Raw genomic sequence first — 22152 nt, forward strand, 5'->3', positions numbered from 1 at the left:
GTATTCCTTTATGAGCAAAGCCTGGGCTGAAATTTTAGCCCAAGTGCTTAACTTTCTTGCGAGAAAAAAATCTCGGAAACTTAGGTTGACCAAGCTTTTTCCGCCATTCTTCCATGTAAGTGTAGAACACTGGAGTCAAGTAAAGCGTCAAAATCTGAGAGAACACTAATCCCCCGACGATCGCAATCCCCAAAGGACGACGCGCTTCAGAACCGGAACCCGTCCCCAACGCAATTGGTATTGTCCCCATTAAAGCTGCCATTGTTGTCATCATAATCGGACGGAAGCGAACTAAGCAGGCTTCGTAGATAGCATCAAACGAATTTTTCCCTTCTCGTCGCTGCGCTTCAATGGCGAAGTCTACCAACATAATGCCGTTTTTCTTTACAATACCTACTAGCAAAATGATTCCGATAAAGGAGTAAAGATTTAACTCGACATCGAAAATCAACAGTGTTAACAAAGCACCACAGCCAGCCGAAGGCAAACCAGAAAGAATGGTTATGGGGTGAATGAAATCCTCATAGAGGATACCCAGAATCAGATAAATCACCACAATCGACACAAGCAACAGCCAGCCTAAATCATTGAAAGACTGTTGAAAGACTTGTGCCGAACCCTGAAAGTTGGTAGTAATGCTTTGAGGCAGAATCTGACTAGCGAGTTGCTTGATGGTATCTGTCGCTTGACTCAGAGACATTCCTGGTGTTACATCGAAAGAGATAGTAGCAGAAGGGAGTTGAGCTACGTGTTTGACGGTGAGGGGACTGACTCCTTGGGTGATATGGGCGATCGCCGTTAAAGGTACCTCTTGTCCATTACTCGATTGGATATAAAGTAGCGATAGAGAGTTCGGATCCTTCTGATACTGCGGCTCTAGTTCCAGAATCACATAAAACTGATCGTCTGGGGTATAGATTTTTGAAATTTGGCTAGAACCATAAGCAGCGCCGAGTGTTTGTTCGACTTGTTCTGCCGTAATACCAAGCGTTGCTGCTTTTTTGTGGTCAATTTCGACTTGTAACTGCGGAGTACTTAGTTCTAAATCACTGTCAACATCCCGGAATCCTGGTAGCGCTTTAATTTTATCTTTCAATATAGGAACGTATTGACGGAGTTGTTGCAGGTCAAGGCTTTGCAACGAAAATTGATATGATGAATTGGTCTGTTGACCACCAATAGGGATAGCTGGTGGAGAGCGTAAAAACACTTGGATGCCCGGTATACGCGTTAACTTAGGGCGCATTTCTTGAATGATTTGGTCGGAATTGAGACGGCGTTGAGAACGCGGCTTCAACAGAATCGTAATTCGACCGGAGTTGACAGCAGCATTCGGTCCACTTGCACCTACAATAGAGTCAACAGCTTCTACATTGGGGTCTCGACGAATGATGTCAACGACTTTCTGCTGGTGACTTAGCATAGCATCAAAAGATATCTCTTGTGCTGCTCGCGTGTTTGCCATGATTTGTCCAGTGTCCTCTGTGGGGATGAATCCTTTAGGAACAAGGACAAATAAGTAGACTGTCAACGCTAAGAGAATGACCGAACCGATGAGTGTTGTGAGACGGTATCTGAAAAATGGCTTGAGACTCCACTCATAGCCCCGCAACAGTAAATCAAAAACACGCTCTGAGACTCGGTACAGACGGCTTTGATGCTGATGATTTGGTGGACGGATGAATCGACTGCACAGCATTGGGGTGAGGCTGAGGGAAACGAATCCCGACACCAAAATCGCAACGGCAATTGTGACGGCAAATTCATGAAACAACCGACCAATTAATCCACCCATGAATATGAGGGGGATGAACACCGCCACCAGCGATAACGTCATCGACACAATTGTGAAGCTGATTTCTCGCGAGCCATTGAACGCCGCTTCCAGTGGAGATTCACCCATTTCGCGGTGACGAACGATATTTTCCAGTACAACAACCGCATCATCAACAACAAAGCCGACTGAGAGCGTTAATGCCATCAGTGAGATATTATCCAGAGAATAGCCTGACAAATACATTACGGCAAATGTGCCGATGAGTGCCACAGGGAGTGCCAGACTGGGAATGAGTGTGGCAGATAGTTCACGTAAAAATAGGAAGATGACTACGACAACCAAACAAACTGATAGAAATAAGGTGAATTTCACATCATCAACGGAAGCGCGGATCGATTCAGAGCGATCGTACATGATGCCCATCTCAAGTGATTTGGGAACCTGTTCGCGCAGAGTGGGTAAAAGTTGCTTGATGGTATCGACAATTTCCACTGTGTTGGCATCTGGTTGAGGCTGTACAGCTAGAACAATCGAATGAATGCCGTTGTAGAGATTCAAGACTTTATCATTTTGCACGCTGTCAATCACCTGCCCTACATCTTGGAGTCTTACAGGTGCGCCATTTTTATAACTGATGATGAGTGAACGATAAGCAGCAGCATTCGTGAGTTGACCGTTTGCTTGGATTGTGTAGGTTTTGTTACGGTCAGAAAGACTGCCAGTTGGTAGGTTTACATTTGATTGGGCGATCGCATTCCTAACCTGATTTAGCCCAATTCCCCGCGTTGTCAATTTTTGTGGATCAACTTGGACGCGAACAGCATATTGCTGCTGACCGTATACTTGTACTTGGGCAACGCCATCAATCATTGAGATTGGCTGACCGACTGTAATCTCTGCGTATTCGTCCACTGTCGCGATAGGGAGGGTTTCAGAATACATGTAGAGGTAGAGAATTGGTGCAACCGACGGGTTGACTTTGCGGTAGGTTGGAGGTTTGGGCATACCTGGTGGCAATTGTCCAGCTGCTGCTGAGATTGCTGCTTGGACATCTTTGGCAACATCATTTACGCTGCGGCTGAAGTCGAATTGCAGGGAGATGTTGGTACTGCCTGTTGAACTGGTGGAGTTGAAGGAATTGAGTCCGGCTATGCTGGAAAATTGTCTTTCTAGGGGTGAAGCAACGGAAGATGCCATTGTTTCGGGTGTCGCACCGGGTAAACTGGCGGAGACGGAAATGAAGGGATATTCTACATGAGGTAAGGCGCTAATTGGTAAGAGTGCATAACTCATGAGACCGAAGATGACGATACCTATCATGACTAGGGTTGTCATGACGGGACGGCGGATAAAGAGTTCTGAAAGGTTCATGAGTTTTGATCTCGCAGATTTTTTCTTTTAAAGTTTGGCGTGGATGATGTTGCCAAATATGAAGTTAAAATATAAAATTTAGGACTTACAAAAAATGATGAAAAACGAACCGCCAAGGCGCCAAGGACGCCAAGAAAAGAAAGAGAAGAGGAGGAAGGTGTTTACATCCTATTCAGGAAGGCTGTTTAACTTTTGGTCAATCTCATTAACAAAATTTTCTATTCTACAGATAACCTCATAAACAAATTTCTCGTTGATAACAATATGTTCCCCTTTTTTGGTTTTTCCATTTCGATGCACTAAATCATGTCTATTTACTATGTCTTTCTGAACTTTGGAAAAGTCTGGGAATGATATATCAAGTATGGCTTTGTACAGACTGCTAATTTTAGGCAGATTATGATAAATTAAATTCAACATTGCTTTTTTGGCGATTTCTTCCGCATTTTGAGCATAATTAAACAGTTCATTCAGGCTAATTTTTTGTTCCTTAAAATCCTTGAATGAATAAAAGAAAGATTTAATATACTTATCATTCGATAAGACTGTATTGATCAATGCATCAGATAAGTAAGTTTCAAGGCAAGTTATCGCAGCAATATAAATCTGCTTTTTAAGAGTTATTCGTAATTTTTCCTCAGCTATGTTAAGGCTGTTTAAAACTTTTAGATTAGAATTTTCTTCAGAAAAGGTTTTATAAAACTCAGTGTTTGATAATATTGCATCTAATTGATTTTCATCTATATCACCATCTATATCACCAGAGTCATCCGGGTCTAGCCATATCAACACGTCTCCTTCATAACTCATTAGTCGCTCACTGATTAGATCGTTAACGTCATATCCTATCTTGTAATATTCATAGAGGTTAGGGTGGTGAGCTTTTGCTGATTCTTCGTCAAGTAACCAGTAGTCAATATGCCCACCTGAAGCCACAGATAACTCTTCTAGCCATTCCTCCCAAGTCATTTCTTGCTCGCTCATTTTAAGCTTTACTATAGTTAAAGTGTTGCTTGACTTACATCATTACACATCGCTTTTAACCTGAAAGTGTGGAGTTATTTCTTATAAAGGTCTGTTTCATTCTTACCGACTTCCTGTAAACGAAGAAACCCGACGAAACTTCACCTGTCTAAGTTTTTTCCGCCAAGCTTCCATGTATGTAAAAAAGACTGGTGTTAAATACAGCGTCAATATCTGAGAAAACACTAATCCACCAACAACGGCAATTCCCAGAGGACGCCGAGATTCAGAACCTGCACCATAACCTAGGGCGATTGGTAATGTTCCCATTAAAGCTGCCATCGTTGTCATCATGATCGGACGGAACCGAATCAAACAAGCTTCATAGATGGCATCAAACGGACTTTTGCCTTCGTTTCGCTGCGCTTCTATGGCGAAGTCCACCATCATAATCCCGTTTTTCTTAACGATGCCCACTAAGAGGATGATGCCGATGAATGAATAAACATTCAATTCGACGTGAAAAATTAATAATGTTAATAACGCACCAAATCCAGCGGAAGGCAAACCAGAAAGAATTGTTAAAGGATGTATAAAATCTTCGTAGAGGATACCGAGAATCAGATAAATTACCAAAATAGCGACGGCTAGCAACAATCCCAAACTCGGCAGTGAAGATTGAAATACCTCACTCGCTCCTTGGAAGCTTGTTGTGATGCTGGCGGGAATCACTTTATGCACGAGTTCTTCTATAGTTTGAGTGGCTGCTCCCAGGGATGCTTCTGGTGCTAAGTTGAAGGAGATCGTCGCAGCATTCATCCGACCAAAGTGATTGACCATTAGTGGTCCAACACCTTGGGATATTGTGGCAAATGTGCTCAGAGGAACTGCTTGACTACTGGTGGAATTTGTGCTGTTGCTAGTAGCGGTGTTCGTGCTAGGGTTCGTGCTGGTGCTAGTACTGCTGTTCGTGGTATTCGTGCTGGTACTGGTGTTAACGTAGAGCTTCATTAAAGCATTTGGATCTTGCTGGTACTCCGGTTCCAGTTCTAATATGACTTCGTACTGGTCACTAGCGGCGTAAATGGTTGACACTTGATAAGCACCATAGGCATTTTTTAAAGTGTTTTCGATTTGTTCGGCGGTAATGCCAAGAGCTGACGCTTTATCACGGTCGATATTAATTTTAATTTGGGGCGCAATTTGCAAGTCGCTGTTGACATCCAAGAGTTCTGGGAGATTTTGCATCTGGGCGACTAGTTGCGGGACGTATTTTTCCAAGGATTGGACATCGGTACTCTGCAGTGCAAGCTGATACAGTCCTGTTGTTTGCTGTGTTCCGATGGGAATGGCAGGAGGATTTTGTAAGAAGACTTTAATTCCTGGGATACTTGCTAGCTGGCTTCGCAGTTCTTGGACGATTTCGTCAGCGCTGTTGTGGCGATGCGATCGCTCTTTCAGGCGAATCAACAAGTTCCCGGAGTTCCCTGGAACTGCTGCCCCGCTACCGCTCGCACTGGAACCAGGACCAATGTTAGAATTAACTGCATCGACATTCGGGTTTTGCCGAATCAGATTCACCACTTCTTGCTGGTGACGGACTAAGTTATCAAAAGAAGCATCCTGTGCTGCCTGTGTTGTTGCGATAATTTGTCCTGTATCTTCACTAGGAATAAATCCTTTCGGAACAGCAATAAACAGATAAATAGTGACAAGAAAAAGCACACCAGACAAAATCATTGTGGTCAGGTGAAACTTTAAAGCTATTTTTAAGGTCCAATCGTAAACAGCTAAGAAGCGGTCAAACACATACTCTGAAGCACGATACAGACGGCTTTGATTTTCGTGATTGGGTGCGCCTACAAAGCGACTACATAGCATCGGAGTCAGGGAGAGGGAAACAAACCCAGACACCAAAATAGCGACGGCGATCGTTACCGCGAATTCGTGGAACAGTCGTCCCAACACTCCACCCATGAACAGCATTGGAATAAAAACCGCCACCAGTGAAATTGTCATCGACAAGATGGTAAAACTGATTTCTCTAGAACCGTTTAAGGCAGCTTCTAGACGAGATTCGCCCATTTCCATGTGGCGAACGATGTTTTCCAACATGACGATCGCATCATCCACCACAAAACCCACTGAAAGCGTCAACGCCATCATTGATAAGTTATCCAGCGAGTAACCCAGCATGTACATCGCTGCAAAAGTCGCAATCAGCGATACAGGTAATGCCAAACTGGGAATGACTGTTGCTGACAGATTCCGCAGAAATAGGAATATTACCAAAATCACCAGACCAATTGTCAAAACCAGAGTAAATCTGACATCATCTACTGACTCTCGAATTGACTGGGATGCATCATAGAAAATCCCTATTTCAACTGATTTCGGAATTTGCTCACTCAACTTTGGCAACGATTCCTTGATTGTGTCTACAACTTGTACCGTATTTGTACCTGGTTGCCGTTGAATGGTCAAAATGATAGCGCGGGTATTATTATACCAGCTTGCCACCTTGTCATTTTGGACACTGTCAATAATTCGACCGAGTTGTTCAAGGTAAATTGGGGCACCATTGCGGTAGGCGACAATCAGAGAGCGATAAGCAGCCGCATCTTGTAGTTGACCGTTTGCTTGGACTGTAAAATTTTTGTTCTTGCCCGAAATACTACCTGTCGGTAAATTTACGTTTCCTTGTTGTATTACAGTTTCTACTTGATCAAGTCCAATCTGCTGACTTGCTAATTTCTCAGGATCAAGTTGAATACGAGCTGCATACTTTTGGGAACCGTAAACCTGTACCTGAGCCACCCCGTTGATTGTAGAAAGCTTTTGTGCTAAATACGTTTGAGCATAGTTATCTACCTTAGAAAGCGGCAAAGTTGGTGAGGTTATATATAAGTAAAGAATCGGCTGATCAGCGGGGTTGACCTTGCTGTAGGATGGGGGATTGGGTAAATCGTTAGGAATTTGTCCAGACGCTGCTGATATCGCCGCTTGCACATCCTGAGCCGCATCGTCAATATTTCGACTGAGGTTAAATTGAAGCGTAATTTGGGTGCTACCTAACGTGCTGGTTGAGTTGAGCGAATCAAGTCCAGCGATACTAGAAAACTGCTTTTCCAAAGGACGGGCAACAGAAGATGCCATTGTTTCCGGGCTAGCTCCTGGTCGCGCCGCTGACACCTGAATGGTAGGATAATCAACGCTGGGTAAGTCGCTGATTGGCAGTAAGCGATAACTCATCAAACCGAAGATGAGAATAGCCGCCATAACCAAAGTCGTCATGATGGGGCGACGGATGAATAGTTGCGAGAGGTTCATGAAGCGCCTCCTGCTTGTTTGGAGGCGGATTTGACTCGTACCTTACTACCAGAAATAAGATTCGCCTGACCGTCAGTTACAACTGTTTGACCTGGTTGCAGCCCTTTCTCGATAACGTTTAGACCGTTCATCATACTGCTAACAGTCACGGGGACATTTTCTACCGTATTATCAGGCTTGACAACGAAGACAAACTGACCATTGGGTCCATTCTGAACTGCTTGCGAAGGAACAACGATCGCATTCGGTTGTGTCCTCAGCGTTAGTGTTGTGTTCACATATTGACCAGGCCATAGTTGCCCTTGAGCATTATCAAACTGGCCTATAAGTTTAATGGTTCCAGTGCTGTTATCGACTGTATTATTGATAAATGCCAAAAGACCCCGTATCTGACGATTGGTGTTGGGGATAGTAACATCCACTGCCAGCTTGTTATTGCTCGCGTACTTTTGAATTTCCGGTAGTTGCGTTTCTGGAACTGAAAAAGAAACCTGAATTGGGCGAATCTGGGAGATTGTCAAAAGGGGACTCGTACTATTGGCTGCAACTACATTGCCTTGAGTTACCAAAATATCTCCAGCTTGACCGGAGATTGGGGCGTATATTTTGGCGTAAGAAAGTTGCACTTGGGTGTTTTTTAATGCTCCTTGATCGGAAGCGACAACTGCCTGTGCATTCTGGATTGCTGCTTGATCGCCCTTGACGACTTCTTGAGCATTCTTGATTGCGACTTGATCGCTTTTGACGACTTCTTGAGCGTTCTTGATTGCGACTTGATCGCTCTTGACGACTTCTTGAGCGTTGGCGATCGCCTCTCTATCTGCCCGAAGCGTTGCCACATTAACCTGACTACTAGTAGAGTATTGCTGAGCTTGATCCTGACTAACAGCACCCTGCTTGTACAAGTTCGTGTAACGATTACTTTGTGCCTGTGCGTATTGTGCTTGCGCTTGATCCTTTGCCAAAGTCGCCTCAGCTTGTCGCACCAGTGCTTGGTCTTTGGCTGACGTCACTCTTGCTTGCTCTACCAGCCCTTGGTCTTTGGCTAACGTAGCTCTGGCTTGCTCTACCAGCCCTTGATCTTTGGCTAAGTTTGCTCTGGCTTGCTGTACCAGTGCCAAGTCCTTGGCGACAGTTCCTTGAGCTTGTTGGATGGCTGCCCTTTGTGTTTGATCATCCAGTGTAAACAGGAGTTGTCCTTTTTTCACCTCCTGACCTTTTTTGAAAAACACTCCAGTAATTTTTCCACCAATCTGGGGTGTCACCGATACGGTAGACTCCGCTTGAACATTACCAATTGCTTGCAATTGCACTGGAACTGTTTTTTGGCCGACTTTGGCGACGGTTACAGGAGTGATCATAGATCGTCCTTTACGTCCAGATCTTTGGGACTTTTCAGATGTTTCAGTTTTGTTGGGCTTGGCAAAAAACGTACGGTAACCAAGAAAGCCCAGGGTAGCGAGCAACACCAAACCGATGAGGAAAACTAAACCAGTCCGCTTCTTAGATGGAGGATCTTGCTTGAATTCTAAGTGATGTTCTACTGAGTGACTTTCCGCTGAGTGATTTTGGGCTAAACTCTCCTTGGGAATGTTATCGAGCACCAGAGCCTCCAATTGGTTTAAGTTTATGGTTGATGGCGAAATCTCCGCATTCACTATGTCAATTTTAGAAATTGACATGAATGTTTACATGAAGCAGGATTCCTAAGCTGATCAGTCATAAATTACTAAAACTGATATGACTTTTTTCCTAGTCCAGAAAGAGAATTAGTAGAAAAAACTCTATCGATACTGGTAACAATTTTGTAAGAGTTGAAGAGAATAGACTTCTTGCAAAAGTATGATTAATGGATATTTAGAACCAAGGATAGATACAGATAAATAACTAGCAATTTTGTAGGGTGGGCACTGCCTAGGGTTCGCTCAAAACCTTATTTTTAGGTTATTGGCAGTGCCCACCCTACGGTTACTACGGTTACTGTGGTTTTATGTTCACTCCTGTTGACTTTTGCAAAAAGTTTAAGGTTTCCAACGTTCTTTGTTGGCGCAGTACTTTTCTTAAAATCAGGATAATACCAGTAGTGCTCTTTGTTTGGTTGTTGGTTTTAGACAGTCCTATGGTTCGCCCAAGCTACCAATCGTTTCGTCTGTTGCTTTATCTGGAATGGCTGTTGTTAGGCACATCAGTGTTTATGGAAGTGATGTTTCCGTTCCAGTTGTCTTGGCAGTTGCTGCTGCGAGTTCTGATCATCGCTGCTTTCGGTTTGATGGGCTTAAAACTGCCAACTAAGAAATTGGGAGTAAAATTGGTTTACACTGCTTTAGAATTCGGCTTAATTGTGTTAGCTGCAACTAAAGAAGGCTTATCAACTCGCTCTGTTTTCCTATTGTGTCTAGTGCTGGTGATGCGGAGTTGTTTGGTGTTTAGGCAAAAGGGACAGTTGGTTGTGTTGATTTTAGCTTTCCTGTGCAATGCAACACTGCTTCTTTCAAAACCCATCATTCCTGAGAAATATAAAGTCGCTGTATGGGATTGGCGATTGAGTTCTGTGTTGTTGTATAGCTTGACGCTGGTATTTGCTTTATTATTGATTAATGCCTTGCTGGCAGAGCGACAAAGTCGAGAGCAGTTGGAAATCGTCCACAAGGAACTAGAAACGACGCATGAGCAATTGCGACAGTATGCGTTGCGAATTGAAGATCAGGCAACTTTGCAAGAACGTAACCGCATTGCTCGCGAAATTCACGATGGACTTGGACACACCCTAGCTGCTCAAACCATTCAGATGAATAATGCGCTGCTGTTCTGGCAATCCAATAATGCAAAGGCATTGACGTTTCTCAAACAAGCGAAGCAACTAGGGGCTGACGCGTTGGTGGAAATCCGGCGCTCAGTTTCAGTGTTGCGCTCAAACCCGCTACAAGGACTATTACTTGAATCAGCAATTGAAAAACTGCTGAAGGATTTTCAGCACTCCACAGGAATTGAACTGTCTAGCAAAATTTCTTTACCATTATCCTTACCAACAGAAACAAATACAACGGTTTACCGCATTGTGCAAGAATCGCTCACAAATATTTACAAGCATGCACAGGCAACGGCTGTGAATATTCAGTTACAGCATCAAGCTGGGATACTTGATCTTTCCATTGAGGACAATGGTAAAGGGTTTAACCCAACTCAAAATACAACTGGGTTTGGACTACAGGGGATGCGAGAACGAGCAGTGGCGTTAGGCGCTGAGTTTCTTCTCCAGAGCCAACCAGGAAAAGGTTGCCGTGTCTGTGTTTCTATTCCATTATCAAACGTCTTGCTATGATTCGGATCTTGTTAGTCGATGATCAACTTCTCATCCGTCAGGGACTTAAAAGTCTCTTAGAGTGTAATAGTGATATGCAAGTTGTCGGTGAGGCGGAAAATGGACAACGAGCGCTGGAACAAATCTCTATTTTAAAACCGGATATTGTGCTAATGGATATCCGGATGCCCGTGATGGATGGAGTTGCGGCGACTGGGGCGATCGCTCAACAATATCCCAACACAAAAGTACTAGTATTAACAACTTTCGATGATGATGGGTACGTCTCGCAAGCGATGCGGGTAGGCGCTAAGGGCTACTTGCTCAAGGACACTGAACCAGATGAACTGGCGTTAGCTATTCGTGCAGTCTACAAAGGACATACTCAACTTGGTCCTGGATTGTTTGAAAAAGCACTCATGTCCGTCCCAGAATCAATCCCCTCGGTTCCACAACCTCCCGAATTGGCTGAACTTACACGCAGAGAGTTGGATGTGTTGCGTTTAATGGCTTCTGGATCGAATAACCGTGAAATTGCGCAGTCGCTTTTCCTCTCAGAGAACACTGTCAAGAACTATGTGACTAATATTCTGAGTCGGTTAAATTTGCGCGATCGCACTCAAGCAGCACTGCTCGCCCATTCTCTGTTTAAGGAGTGATCATGAACTGCGTACACCAAGACAGATGAAAATTTCTCGTTTCTTCTCTGTTTTGAGTTCTGTATTGTGTGTTCTGAGTTCTGTGTTCTATTTTCAAGTCAGCTAGTACTGGCGATAATAATAGCGCGAATTATTCTACAACGTCGTTTAAAAGAATTGACTGAGCATTGAGCAAAATTTAAAGCAATAGTCATAATAGTACTGCCATTTTGGCAGGTTTATTTTTGATAAATCGGATATTAGTAGATTGTGCTAATCGTTATTGATATTTGCACGAGTCATAAATATCTACTGAAGACCACTGAAGTAAAGCTAATACTGAAATAGTGGTTTCAGGAACAATTTTACGCTTTAGGAAATAAGACATGGTACTTTCACTGTCTTCTCATAATGTTATTCATTATCTGCATCAAGCAGGTCTGTGTAGCTCAGAAGAAGGTACAAATTCCTATTCTGAACTCCCGCAAACGAGTCAAAAAAATTTAAATTTACTAGTTACTCTGCCTGGAAATCAGAAGCTACTGGTTAAGCAAGAACGATGTGTTGATAATAACGAAAATCCACATGAGTTTTGGAATGAGTGGTTGTTTCATCAACTACTTCAGCAGTTTCCAGTGTTAGGAAATATTTCTGCTGCGGCATCTTTGGTAGTGCATTTTGAGCAAGAAGAATCTATTCTTGTTCGTCACTACCTCAAGGAGTATTTTGAACTCGCAAGTTTTTATCAAAAAAATTTGCATTTTCCAAAAGCGATCGCAAGCGCTATTGGTACTAGTTTAGGATCACTACATCGTGCCACTTTCAACCGCCCGGAGTATCGTGATTTTATGGCAACTGCTCCTGAAGGACAGTTTCGCTATCAATTTTATAATCCAGCGCAAGGGATAGGGTCAATTGAACCGGAAATTTTTGGCAATGTTCCTACAGAGGCGCTGGAATTCTACACTCTTTATCAACGTTATGAGAGTCTAGAAGCAGCAATTGCAGAATTGGCGTATGAATGGAATCCTTGCTGCTTAACTCATAATGATCTGAAATTGGAAAATGTTTTAGTGCATTCAAGATGGGAGAAGTTAGACAACTGTCTTATACGACTCATTGATTGGGAAGCTTGTTCCTGGGGAGATCCAGCTTTTGATTTGGGAACTTTAGTGGCAAGCTACTTAACGCTTTGGTTAGAAAGCCTAGTCGTAGATCCTACTCTTGAGTTAGAAGAGTCATTACTTCTGGCAGCGATTCCATTGGAAGTTATCCAACCTTCACTACTAACTCTTATTATAGCTTATCTTGATACTTTTCCAGTGATTCTTGAGTATCGTTGTGAATTTGTTCAACGAGTTATCCAATTTGCGGGTTTAGTTCTACTTCATCGAATCAAGGAAAAAATAAACTTTCACAAATACTTTGATAACTCCAGTCTTTGTATGTTCAAATTTGCTCAAAGCTTACTCAGTAGACCACAAGAGTCTGTATTGACTGTTTTTGGGATCACAGAGTCAGAAATCCTAAAGCTGTTTGCAAAATTTGTTCAACTTCATTATCCAAAAAAACAGAAGAATTTGCTTCGTCTTTATTATAACAAAACTCGTCTGCGCGGTTGTTAAAACAGTGAACAGCGAAATCAGTGAACAGTGAACAGTAAACAGAAGAAACATATCCGTATTTCCTGTTGTAACTGATAACTGGTAACTGGTAACTGGTAACTGATAACTGATAACTGGTAACTGATAACTGATAACTGGTAACTGATAATGCTAGAGTCTTCTACCAAACCACTGCTAAATTGTCTATTGGATATTGCTACCAATATCGAAATTCAATCCAACTTTTGCATTCGCCATCCAAAATATCAACCCTTTGCCCTACCATCTAAAATAGCAGAGCGATTTCGACAAAATTCGCCAGCATTACAACACAAGTATCTTGCTCTACTATTGCGGAATTTTGTTCACGGTATTTATTACAATGGTTCTCTGCAAACCACGTTGTCACTCAGTAGTGATGTCGCTCATGATTTGCCACATAAAAACTTAGAAAGCCATTCTATCTTAGAGATGGATTGGCAATTTTACGAGTTACTACATACCAGTAATCATGGAATAGGCTACTTTGATCCTGATTGGCAATTGTTGCGACGGGAACCAGATGGTAGTATTGCAGTGAGCAAAGGTGGTTTGACGTTGTATGTTGAGTACAATCACAATCTAGAACCGTCAACGCCAACTGCCAAGGTAGGAGATTTGATAAATATATGGATGCCTAAAAATCGACTACAAAACGGCTTTTACATAGCGCTTAGCAATGTCGGACAGGATTTGCAGACTAACCCGGATACTGATTTGGGGGCAGGGCGAATTTACTTTAATGTTACTCCAATGGGTGCCTTAGCCCTTATGGATAGCCTGACACAACAATTGAACGCTGCTGCAATTCCTTTTTGTTTTCAGGTGTTACACAATCGGGCTGCTTATGGGCGCTATGATTCAGGAGTGCTATCCTTTGAACGTGAAGACTATCCAGCAGTGCGAAAAGTCCTAAGAAGTGTCTATGCAGAACATCAATCTCATTTCCACACAGAAATCCCCTTGTTTACCAAGTTTTTAGCACCTGGGTTGAGTTTAGCTGAAGAACTTAGTCAAAAATTTGCTGCACAGGAAAGTTTTGGGATGAACCGCTGTCAAATCGTAGCGAATGCTTTGTTGGAAGTTTGGCAACAAGATAACGATTCAACTGATCAGCGGATGAAGGCAATTGACTCACATTTTACTCGGCTTGGTATTGATTTACAGCGTCCTTACCTCAATCCTTGCTCTGAGGATATTTATTACCCCTTGAACTGATATAGCAGGGAACAGGGAACACAACGACCACGCTCAGTGCATCGCAGGAAACAGGGAACAGGAAAAGGGGAATAGGCTTCATAATCTCGTGGTGTCCGTATTTTCTCGTTAGTTTATGTCCTAATCTACCTGGCAAATGCTATAAAACAGATGATTGCGGTGTAAAATTGTTTACTGTAGCAGGCTATTTGTTTGCTATATTTTTTTGAACTTTGGTTTGAACTTTGGCTTGAATTATGGCCTTTATATATAACCGCACCATTCGCTTTCAAGACACTGATGCTGCTGGGGTAGTTTACTTTGCTAATCTCTTGAGTATTTGTCATGAGGCTTATGAAGAGTCTCTAGTTATCTCTGGCATTAATCTCAAAGATTTTTTCACGAATCCTTCTGTAGCTTTTCCAATTGTTCATGCTAATGTGGACTTTTTTCGTCCACTATATTGTGGAGACAATTTGGTTATTAGGTTAATGCCTCAACAGCTTAGTGTTGACAAATTTGAAGTGGCTTCTGAGGTGATAGTTGGTGAGGTGATCGCTGGTAAGGCAGTGACTAGGCACGTTTGTATTGAGACAAGTAGCAGAACGAAAACAGAGTTACCAGAAAATATGAAGGAATGGTTGGAGATGAACAAGAGAGGCGCAGAGAGCGCAGAGAGAAGAAAGTCAAGAGAGGTTATTTAAAAAGTCAACACTCAAAAGTTAAAAGAGATTTTGATTTTCCAATTTTTCTGGTAGCATCCCAAATGTTGTACAATGACTAGCGACCTTTCCGGCTCGCACTACTTTCACACGCATTGGGATGCTGCAATTTATCTGTTTAATCAGCGAGGCTAGTTTGAAGAAATTTTGTGGCTATTTGCTGTAGCTCTTGGCGATTGATTTTACCTTGGGAGTTACGAGGTAAGGTTTGTACAGGAATCCAATTTTTAGGAATTTTAAATTTACTGAGTTTATCTTTGAGCAAATTTCTGATTTCTATATCAGAGGTATTTGAGTCTTTGGGAATGTAAATTGCTGTGACTGCTTGTCCCCAGAGTTTATCTGGTATGCCTATGACACAAACATCTACTACCATTTCTGTTGCTCTAATGGTAGATTCAACTTCTATTGGATAGACATTTTCACCGCCTGTAATAATTTTGTCGCTGTTACGTCCGACGATATGTAAATAACCTTTGTTATCTAAGAAACCCAAATCATCCACTTGTAAATAAGCCTGATTCTCCCAAGTGTTAGGATAGTATCCTAGGGCGAGAGCTTGAGAATAGATTGTGATGTTTCCGATTTGATTTGAATTCAATTCCTCGCCTTGCTGATTGCGAATTTTAATAGAGGCATGGGGGAGAATTTGAGTACAGTTCTCTTTACCATTAAGAAATTCATCTGGTTTGAGGGTGGCAATTTGGGAGGCAGTTTCCGTCATACCATAGGTGGGAGATAAGCGAATATTGTAATATCTTGCTTTTTCAAAAAGTTCATTCCATGCTGCTCCACCTCCCAATAGTACAGTTTGAAATTGAGATAACCACTGAGTTAATTCTGGTTTTTGTAGCAGACGCTGTAACTGTGTTGGTACTAAAGAAATAAAGAATTTGGATAATTCTATACTGTTTAGTTGACGGTATTCGACTTCTTTGAATGACCGAATAACGAGTTTTCCACCAGTCGTAAGGGAGCGCATAAATTGCATTAACCCGCTGACGTGATAGAGTGGTAAGACACAAAAAGAATTAACCTGATTAATCAAAAAATATTCTGTAAATCCTCGCACGGATGCGATTAAAGTCTGCCAGGTGTGAATGGCAAACTTAATCTCTCCTGATGATCCACCTGTGGGAATCATGATCAGTCCTTAATCAGGAGATGGAATGATCGGATTTTTTAATTTGGAATAGTCTTGTCCCCAATTCTTAGTCCCTAATCCCCAAATTAAATCTGGGTTTACTAAATCAAAAACTTGTTGCCATTCTTGTTTTGTCCAGTCGGGGTTACAAAGAAAAACTGGACAACGAGCAGCACAAGCCGCGAGAAAACTTGCTAAAAACCGCACTGGTTCACGTTCGGCTAAAAGAATTTTGATTGGTGTGCCTCGATAGTATGAAAACTGGGTTAATTCTAAATAAAGTTGTTGGGTTAATTGAGCAAATAAATGGCTATCATCACAAATGAGCCAGTCATTGGAGAGAGGCTGACGAGATGCATCTTGCACAAAATTTTCTAAAGTTTTTTCCATAATTCTTCCGGCGTTGTCTCCTGTTGAGCAAACCAATGGTTGACACCAAAACCGACTGCTTTATTCTGCTGAGATAATTCGGCTGCGATCTGGAGTGCGGCTTGTCTACCAATTGCAGTTTCAAACACGGATGAAAACACAGCATCGATTTTATGCTGTTGACAAAACTGACGCAGACGGGAAGGCGAACCGACTATCCCAAGCTTAATCACAAAAATTTCTCGCCAACCTTGTTGGAAGCATGTGGTGAGTTGGTTGAGTGTGGCGACAGATTCATCTAAGGCGATCGCCGTCTGGTAACAATGACTCAACTCCAACATCGCCGCAAATTGATCCACAGATAAAGGCTGCTCAATAAATTCAATTCTTTGGAAAATTTCTTCATTTGCCTTGATATTATCGCAATTTCCGAGCCATAACTGAGCTTGTTCATAGCTAAGTCCGCCGTTGGCATCTAATCGTAGTTTTGCAGAAGCTGGTAAAGTTTGACAGAGTAATTTAAAAATTTCTAGTTCCTGACCAATGGCATAGACACCAATTTTCCATTTAAAAGTACGATATCCCTCCTTCCACAGCTTTTGCCAAGCCTCTAGCGCCGCTTCCCCAGCTGGTAGTAAAGCGCTATAGCTTAATGTCTCAATTTTTCTGTGATCTTGTACCAGCCCCAACAACCGCCTGGGGTTTAAAACCTCAGGCTCATAATCCAAGTCATCTAAAGACGACTGCGAAAAGTTTGTTGTCCATTTTAATGGACTTGGGCTATTAGTCCCGAAATTAATTTCCGGGCGGGCGAGGGTGTTAATCGTTTCCCAAGCAGACTCAAATCCAAATTGACACGCGCTTAACTCATCAGAGATAGAGAAAATCGTCTCTTGTGTGATTTCCTCTGGAAGCTGACGGCAAAATTCTAAAGCAAGTTCATGAGTTTCTGAACCAAACCAACTGATGGGTGCAATTTCCCCCCAGCCGATTTTTCCTGTTTGATCGGTGAGACGAAGAATAATTCCTTCGCGGATATCCCAACTACCATGACTTGTCATGAGCGGAGTTGCAAATTTTTGCTGATAAGGACGAAACTCAAATCGATACGCCATTAGAAGCTAGTGCAGGTAAAAAGGTAACTGTTTTGTGTTACTTGTAAAAATACGACCACGAAATATCATTCTTTTGGAAGTTAACTTAAAAAAAATTTACTCTTTCTAGATCCATGACAGTTTCTTCATGTAATGCTGACTTTTTTGTTTATAATAAGGAACTATACCGTTTTCTTTTAGCTGTTCAACAAAACTGTATTAAGAATAATTACACGCAAATTGCAAGTTTGGCGCTAGATATTGACTGGGTTGACCCTTTGGTTGTACTTGATAAATTAGCACAGCCAAATCAAGTTAGTTTTTATTGGGAAAAGAAAGGACAAAAGGAAGCTCTGGCTGCTGTTGATGCTGTCGCGAAAATAGAACTTGCAGGGAAAGACCGTTTTGCAAAATCGGAAGAGTTCATCAAAGAATGTGTTCAAAATATAACTAGCTTTTCTAGAACGAATCAAGCTTTTTTGGGAACTCGATTTTTATGTAGTTTTAGTTTTTTTGATCAAAATACCCAACCAGATTATCCATTTTCTGCTGCTACCGTTTTTCTTCCACGTTGGCAAGTAGCTGTGAAAAATGAGCGCTGCGTGTTGGTTTTTAATACAATTATCAATACTGACACAAATATTCCAAGAATATTGCAAAGTTTATCGCAAAAACTAGAAATTATCAATTCTTTAGAATCCAACTCGCAAACTCTTGATTACTCTTTGCCGAAATTTAGTAATCAATCTATTGCAAATCCTCAAAATTTCAAGTCTTCAGTTTTGTCAGCTTTGGAAAAAATCGAGTCTAAGGATTTAACTAAAGTTGTCTTGGCGGATATCCTAGATGTTAGATCAAATGGTCATTTGAACGTCATAAAATCTCTAAATAATCTGAGACAGTTGCATCCTAACTGTTATGTCTTTTCTCATAGTAATGGCAAAGGACAGAATTTTATCGGGGCAAGTCCGGAACGTTTAATTAACATCCAGGAACAACACCTAATGACTGATGCTTTGGCTGGATCTGCGCCACGGGGTAAAACACCTGGTGAAGATGCTGCTCATGCGAGTCGTTTGCTTAATAGTTATAAAGAAAGACACGAACATTCGTTAGTGATTGATTTTATCACTCAACGTCTTTCTCGACTGGGTTTGCTACCTCAAGTTTTAGCACCCCGCTTGCGACAATTATCTAATATTCAGCACTTGTGGACACCTATCAGCGCGTTAGTTCCAGCTGATGTCCATCCTTTAAAGATAGTTGCTCAATTGCATCCTACACCAGCAGTTGGAGGTACTTCCCAAGAAGTTGCTTATCGTGAAATCCGTCGTTTTGAGCGCTTTGAAAGAGGTTTGTATGCTGCGCCGCTGGGATGGGTAGACTTGGAGGGAAACTGTGAGTTTATTGTTGGAATTCGTTCAGCACTTATAGATGGCGATCGCGCCAGACTCTACGCCGGTGTTGGTATCGTTGCTGGTTCCGATCCCGACAGAGAACTTGCAGAAGTTCAACTCAAACTACAAGCTTTGCTAAAAGCATTAGTTTAAGATTTTGTGCAATGCTTGTAACAATTGTTTTACATTGTAAGGCTTAGACAAAAATATTTCAACATCAAGGTTCTGTATCAATTTATTATTGTCTGTAAGTCCACTTGCAGCCATAATTTTGATGCATGGATTTATTCTTAGTAAAGCACGAATGGTGGTTAAACCATCCATATCTGGCATCATCATATCTACAAATACGACTTTAATGTTTTCTGGATTTTGAGCATATAATGCAAGTGCTTCAATGCCATCACAAGCGGTTAAAATTTTATAGTTGTAGTTCTCCAGCGTGATTTTGGTAATCTCTCGAATTTCAGCTTCATCATCAACTACCAAAATCAATTCTCCATTTCCCATAGGCAATTCAAAAGACTCTTCTGAGAACGTTTGGTTTTCTAAAACTGCTTTTAAGAAGACTTTAAATTGTGTTCCTTTACCAATTTTGCTAGAAACACTGATAAAACCGTTATGGCTTTTTATAATACCAAGTACTGTTGAAAGACCTAATCCTGAACCTTTTCCAACCTCTTTAGTTGTAAAGAAAGGCTCAAAAATTCTATCCAAGACTTCTGGAAGCATACCCATTCCAGTATCCTTAACGGTAATGACAATGTGAGGTCCAACAGTTGCATCAAGATTCATGCGGGCATAGTTTTCGTCAACAAAGAAATTTTCGCCATAAATACTCAAAACTCCACCTTTTGGCATCGCATCGCGAGCGTTAATAACTAGATTCATCAGTACCTGATGCAGTTGTGTTGCATCTCCAGAAATAGTCCAAAGATTTGGTGCGATATCAGTACAAAATTCTATAGATTTAGGAAATGTCTGCTTAGCAAACTGCTCAATTTCCGATATCAAATGCTTGATTTGTAAAATTGTGCGCTTACCTTCGACACCGCGTGCAAACGATAGCACTTGCTTAACCATAGCTGCACCACGTTGAGCGTTCGTTTCTAATGTCTGGAGGAGCTGCTGGTTCCGCTCATCGGAAATTCTCATGCGCAAAAGCTGAGCGGACATCAGCATGGGAGCTAGTGTATTATTAAGATCGTGAGCAATACCGCTCGCAAGCGTACCGAGACTTTCCAGTCGTTGAGCACGAAGAAACTGTGTCTGAAGTCTTTTCTTTTCTGTAATGTCAGTTTTTACGCTCAAAATTGATTTTGGGTTTCCGTGTTCATCACGCACGAGTGTCCAGCGAGTTTCAACAATGAGTTCCTTGCCATCTTTTCGGATCTGGCTCAATTCACCATACCACTCGCCTGTCAAGTTAACTTGAGACAAAGCCTCTTTTAGTTGGGACGAAATTTTTTTATACAAAATATCATTAGCATTTTTACCCAAAATATCTTTTGCTTTCCAACCGTAAAGTCGTTCAGCACTTTTGTTCCAAAAGACTATTTTGTTTTCTAAATTTCTGACTATAATGGCATCTGTCGCAACATCAAGCCAAGCCGCTTGTTCGCGGATTTTGTGTTCCGCTTCTTTACGCTCAGTGATGTCTATTCCTACACCAACCATACGTACTGGTTTCCCAGTTTGATCATAGTAGACTTGCCCTTTATCTCCTATCCAACGCAACGCACGATCAAGTGATACGAATCGAAATTCAACTTCATGCTCTTTCTTATTTTCAATAGCATCTGTTATGGCAGCAACGACGCGATCGCGATCTTCAAAATAAACAGCATCGAGAAAAGCTTCAAATGTATGCTCATTTAAACCTAACGAAAGACCACACAGGGGTAGCATTGAGTTATCATACACAATATTATTGGTCAAAATGTTCCAGTCCCAAATCACCATGTGAGCTGCGTCTAGAGTTAACCTCAATCGTGCTTCGCTGTCTTGCAATGCTTCAAGCATCTGCTTTTGCTCTGTGATATCGATGCTGGAACCAATGTAACCAGCAAAACTACCGTCTGAATGAAACCTTGGGGTACCTGTATTTAAGAACCAACGATACTCACCATCAAAACGCCTGAAGCGATGTTCCATAGTGAAGCTTCGGCGAGCATCAAATGCGGTTGTGTAAATCTCTAAGCAAAGTTGTAAATCGTCGGGATGGAGAAGTTCTGCCCAACCGTAACCTAGTTCTTGTTCCAGTGTGCGTCCAGTAAATTCCAACCAAACCCTATTAAAATAATTACAAAGCTTGTCAGTGCCAACCATCCATATCATCACAGGGGCTATGTCTGCCATCGTGCGAAATCGTTCTTCGCTTTCTTGAAGCGCTATAATCGCCTTTTTACGTTCGCTCAGTTCGGTTTGTAGCTGTAATAAGAGGGTGGATTGGTGAATGGCGATCGCCAATTGATCAGCCACAGCACAAGTTAATTCCACTTCTTCCTGCTGCCAAGATAAAGAGTGATTATTTCTGATTAGGCTAACACTACCCCAAATAGTAGAGCCAAAGTGCACCGGTACCAGCAACCATGCTCCCCGATAAGTTTCGGCCAAGCTGCGGTTGACTTGATCTGAACAAGTACTGGCATCCTCAATTATAACAACTTCTAATCGCTTGAGTTGGGCGGCAACTTCATTATCAGCATCGGGAATTTCCACCCCCAAAGCACTTGGTAAATCTGGAGTTCGACGATAATCACCAACATTCAGCCATAGTTGCTGTTCAGGTATGTATTGCACAATTTCAACTCGATCAGCGCTCACAAGCTGAGTAATCTCATAAGCCGCTGTGGAAAAAATTCTTTCTAACTCCAGAGAATTACGAATACTTTGAATCACTCGATTCAGAGCTTGCTCTTTTTGAACTTGGCGTCGAGAACATTCGCGTTGTTGTTGCAGCTCTTCTTGAGCCTGCTGTTGTTGAACTGCTACTTGTTCTAATTGAGAAAGCTTTTGGCGCAGTGCACTTAACTCTTCAATCAACTCCTCTGTTGTCTTTTCCTCGTCTTTCATTGGCTTGAGTACAACAAGCTTTGCTTAAACCAGTGGATAATAATATTTTGTAATATATTTTATGGTTTGTCAGTTTTTATCAAAAAGAACTCAGAACTCAGAACTCAGGAATCAGAATAAGAAAGAAAGAC

The 22152-nt window shown here is 41.9% G+C and carries 12 protein-coding genes and 1 pseudogene; 6 read left to right on the forward strand and 7 right to left on the reverse strand.

All coding sequences use genetic code 11. The features are described from left to right. Positions 1-34 precede the first annotated feature (34 nt). The 4 genes from AC5590_RS28635 to AC5590_RS28650 form a co-directional block, all read right to left on the reverse strand. Positions 35-3148 carry an efflux RND transporter permease subunit gene (locus tag AC5590_RS28635; protein ID WP_169266707.1) on the reverse strand — a complete coding sequence of 1038 codons (3114 nt, stop codon included), beginning with the start codon at positions 3146-3148 and terminating at the stop codon, positions 35-37. A gap of 168 nt (positions 3149-3316) precedes the next feature. Further along, complete coding sequence (locus tag AC5590_RS28640) at positions 3317-4132, reverse strand: hypothetical protein (RefSeq protein ID WP_169266708.1); 816 nt, start codon at positions 4130-4132, stop codon at positions 3317-3319. 102 nt (positions 4133-4234) lie between these two features. Beyond that, positions 4235-7441 (reverse strand): efflux RND transporter permease subunit, encoded by a 3207-nt coding sequence (locus tag AC5590_RS28645; protein WP_169266709.1) that lies wholly within the window; start codon positions 7439-7441, stop codon positions 4235-4237. Beyond that, the gene (locus AC5590_RS28650; RefSeq protein WP_169266710.1) at positions 7438-9123 is read right to left on the reverse strand and encodes an efflux RND transporter periplasmic adaptor subunit; all 1686 of its coding nucleotides are present in this window, start codon (positions 9121-9123) and stop codon (positions 7438-7440) included. Before AC5590_RS28650 ends, AC5590_RS28645 begins: the two co-directional genes overlap by 4 nt. A 437-nt stretch (positions 9124-9560) precedes the next feature. Here AC5590_RS28650 and AC5590_RS28655 point away from each other — a divergent pair, with 437 nt between their 5' ends. The 5 genes from AC5590_RS28655 to AC5590_RS28675 all read left to right on the forward strand — a co-directional run bounded on the left by AC5590_RS28655 (position 9561) and on the right by AC5590_RS28675 (position 14924). Further along, positions 9561-10763 (forward strand): sensor histidine kinase, encoded by a 1203-nt coding sequence (locus AC5590_RS28655; protein ID WP_169266711.1) that lies wholly within the window; start codon positions 9561-9563, stop codon positions 10761-10763. Continuing rightward, a complete protein-coding gene (locus AC5590_RS28660; RefSeq protein ID WP_169266712.1) occupies positions 10760-11401 on the forward strand; it encodes a response regulator transcription factor in 642 nt (213 codons plus the stop codon). The genes AC5590_RS28655 and AC5590_RS28660 overlap by 4 nt, the downstream gene beginning before the upstream one ends. A gap of 365 nt (positions 11402-11766) precedes the next feature. Beyond that, positions 11767-13005, forward strand: a complete 1239-nt coding sequence (locus AC5590_RS28665) for a phosphotransferase family protein (protein WP_169266713.1) — start codon at positions 11767-11769, stop codon at positions 13003-13005. A 147-nt stretch (positions 13006-13152) separates the two neighbouring features. Continuing rightward, on the forward strand, positions 13153-14241 hold the full coding sequence (locus tag AC5590_RS28670) for a T3SS effector HopA1 family protein (RefSeq protein ID WP_169266714.1): 1089 nt from the start codon (positions 13153-13155) through the stop codon (positions 14239-14241). 236 nt (positions 14242-14477) lie between these two features. Beyond that, a complete protein-coding gene (locus AC5590_RS28675) occupies positions 14478-14924 on the forward strand; it encodes an acyl-CoA thioesterase (protein WP_169266715.1) in 447 nt (148 codons plus the stop codon). Between the two features lie 136 nt (positions 14925-15060). Here the strand turns inward: AC5590_RS28675 and AC5590_RS28680 are convergent. Beyond that, positions 15061-16476 (reverse strand): annotated as a pseudogene (locus AC5590_RS28680) (2-succinylbenzoate--CoA ligase). Continuing rightward, positions 16461-17570: an o-succinylbenzoate synthase gene (locus AC5590_RS28685; protein ID WP_169266716.1), complete on the reverse strand. Its 1110-nt coding sequence runs from the start codon at positions 17568-17570 to the stop codon at positions 16461-16463. The pseudogene AC5590_RS28680 and the gene AC5590_RS28685 overlap by 16 nt, the downstream one beginning before the upstream one ends. Positions 17571-17683: 113 nt before the next feature. On the opposite strand from AC5590_RS28685, the gene AC5590_RS28690 reads away from it, so the two are divergent. Then, positions 17684-19099 carry an isochorismate synthase gene (locus AC5590_RS28690; protein ID WP_169266717.1) on the forward strand — a complete coding sequence of 472 codons (1416 nt, stop codon included), beginning with the start codon at positions 17684-17686 and terminating at the stop codon, positions 19097-19099. Here the strand turns inward: AC5590_RS28690 and AC5590_RS28695 are convergent. After that, the gene (locus AC5590_RS28695; protein WP_211178577.1) at positions 19091-22021 is read right to left on the reverse strand and encodes a hybrid sensor histidine kinase/response regulator; all 2931 of its coding nucleotides are present in this window, start codon (positions 22019-22021) and stop codon (positions 19091-19093) included. The two genes, AC5590_RS28690 and AC5590_RS28695, sit on opposite strands and share 9 nt — an antisense overlap. Between the last annotated feature and the right edge of the window lie 131 nt (positions 22022-22152).

Origin of the sequence: Brasilonema octagenarum UFV-OR1, assembly GCF_963888615.1 — a bacterium.
GTDB lineage: Bacteria > Cyanobacteriota > Cyanobacteriia > Cyanobacteriales > Nostocaceae > Brasilonema > Brasilonema sennae.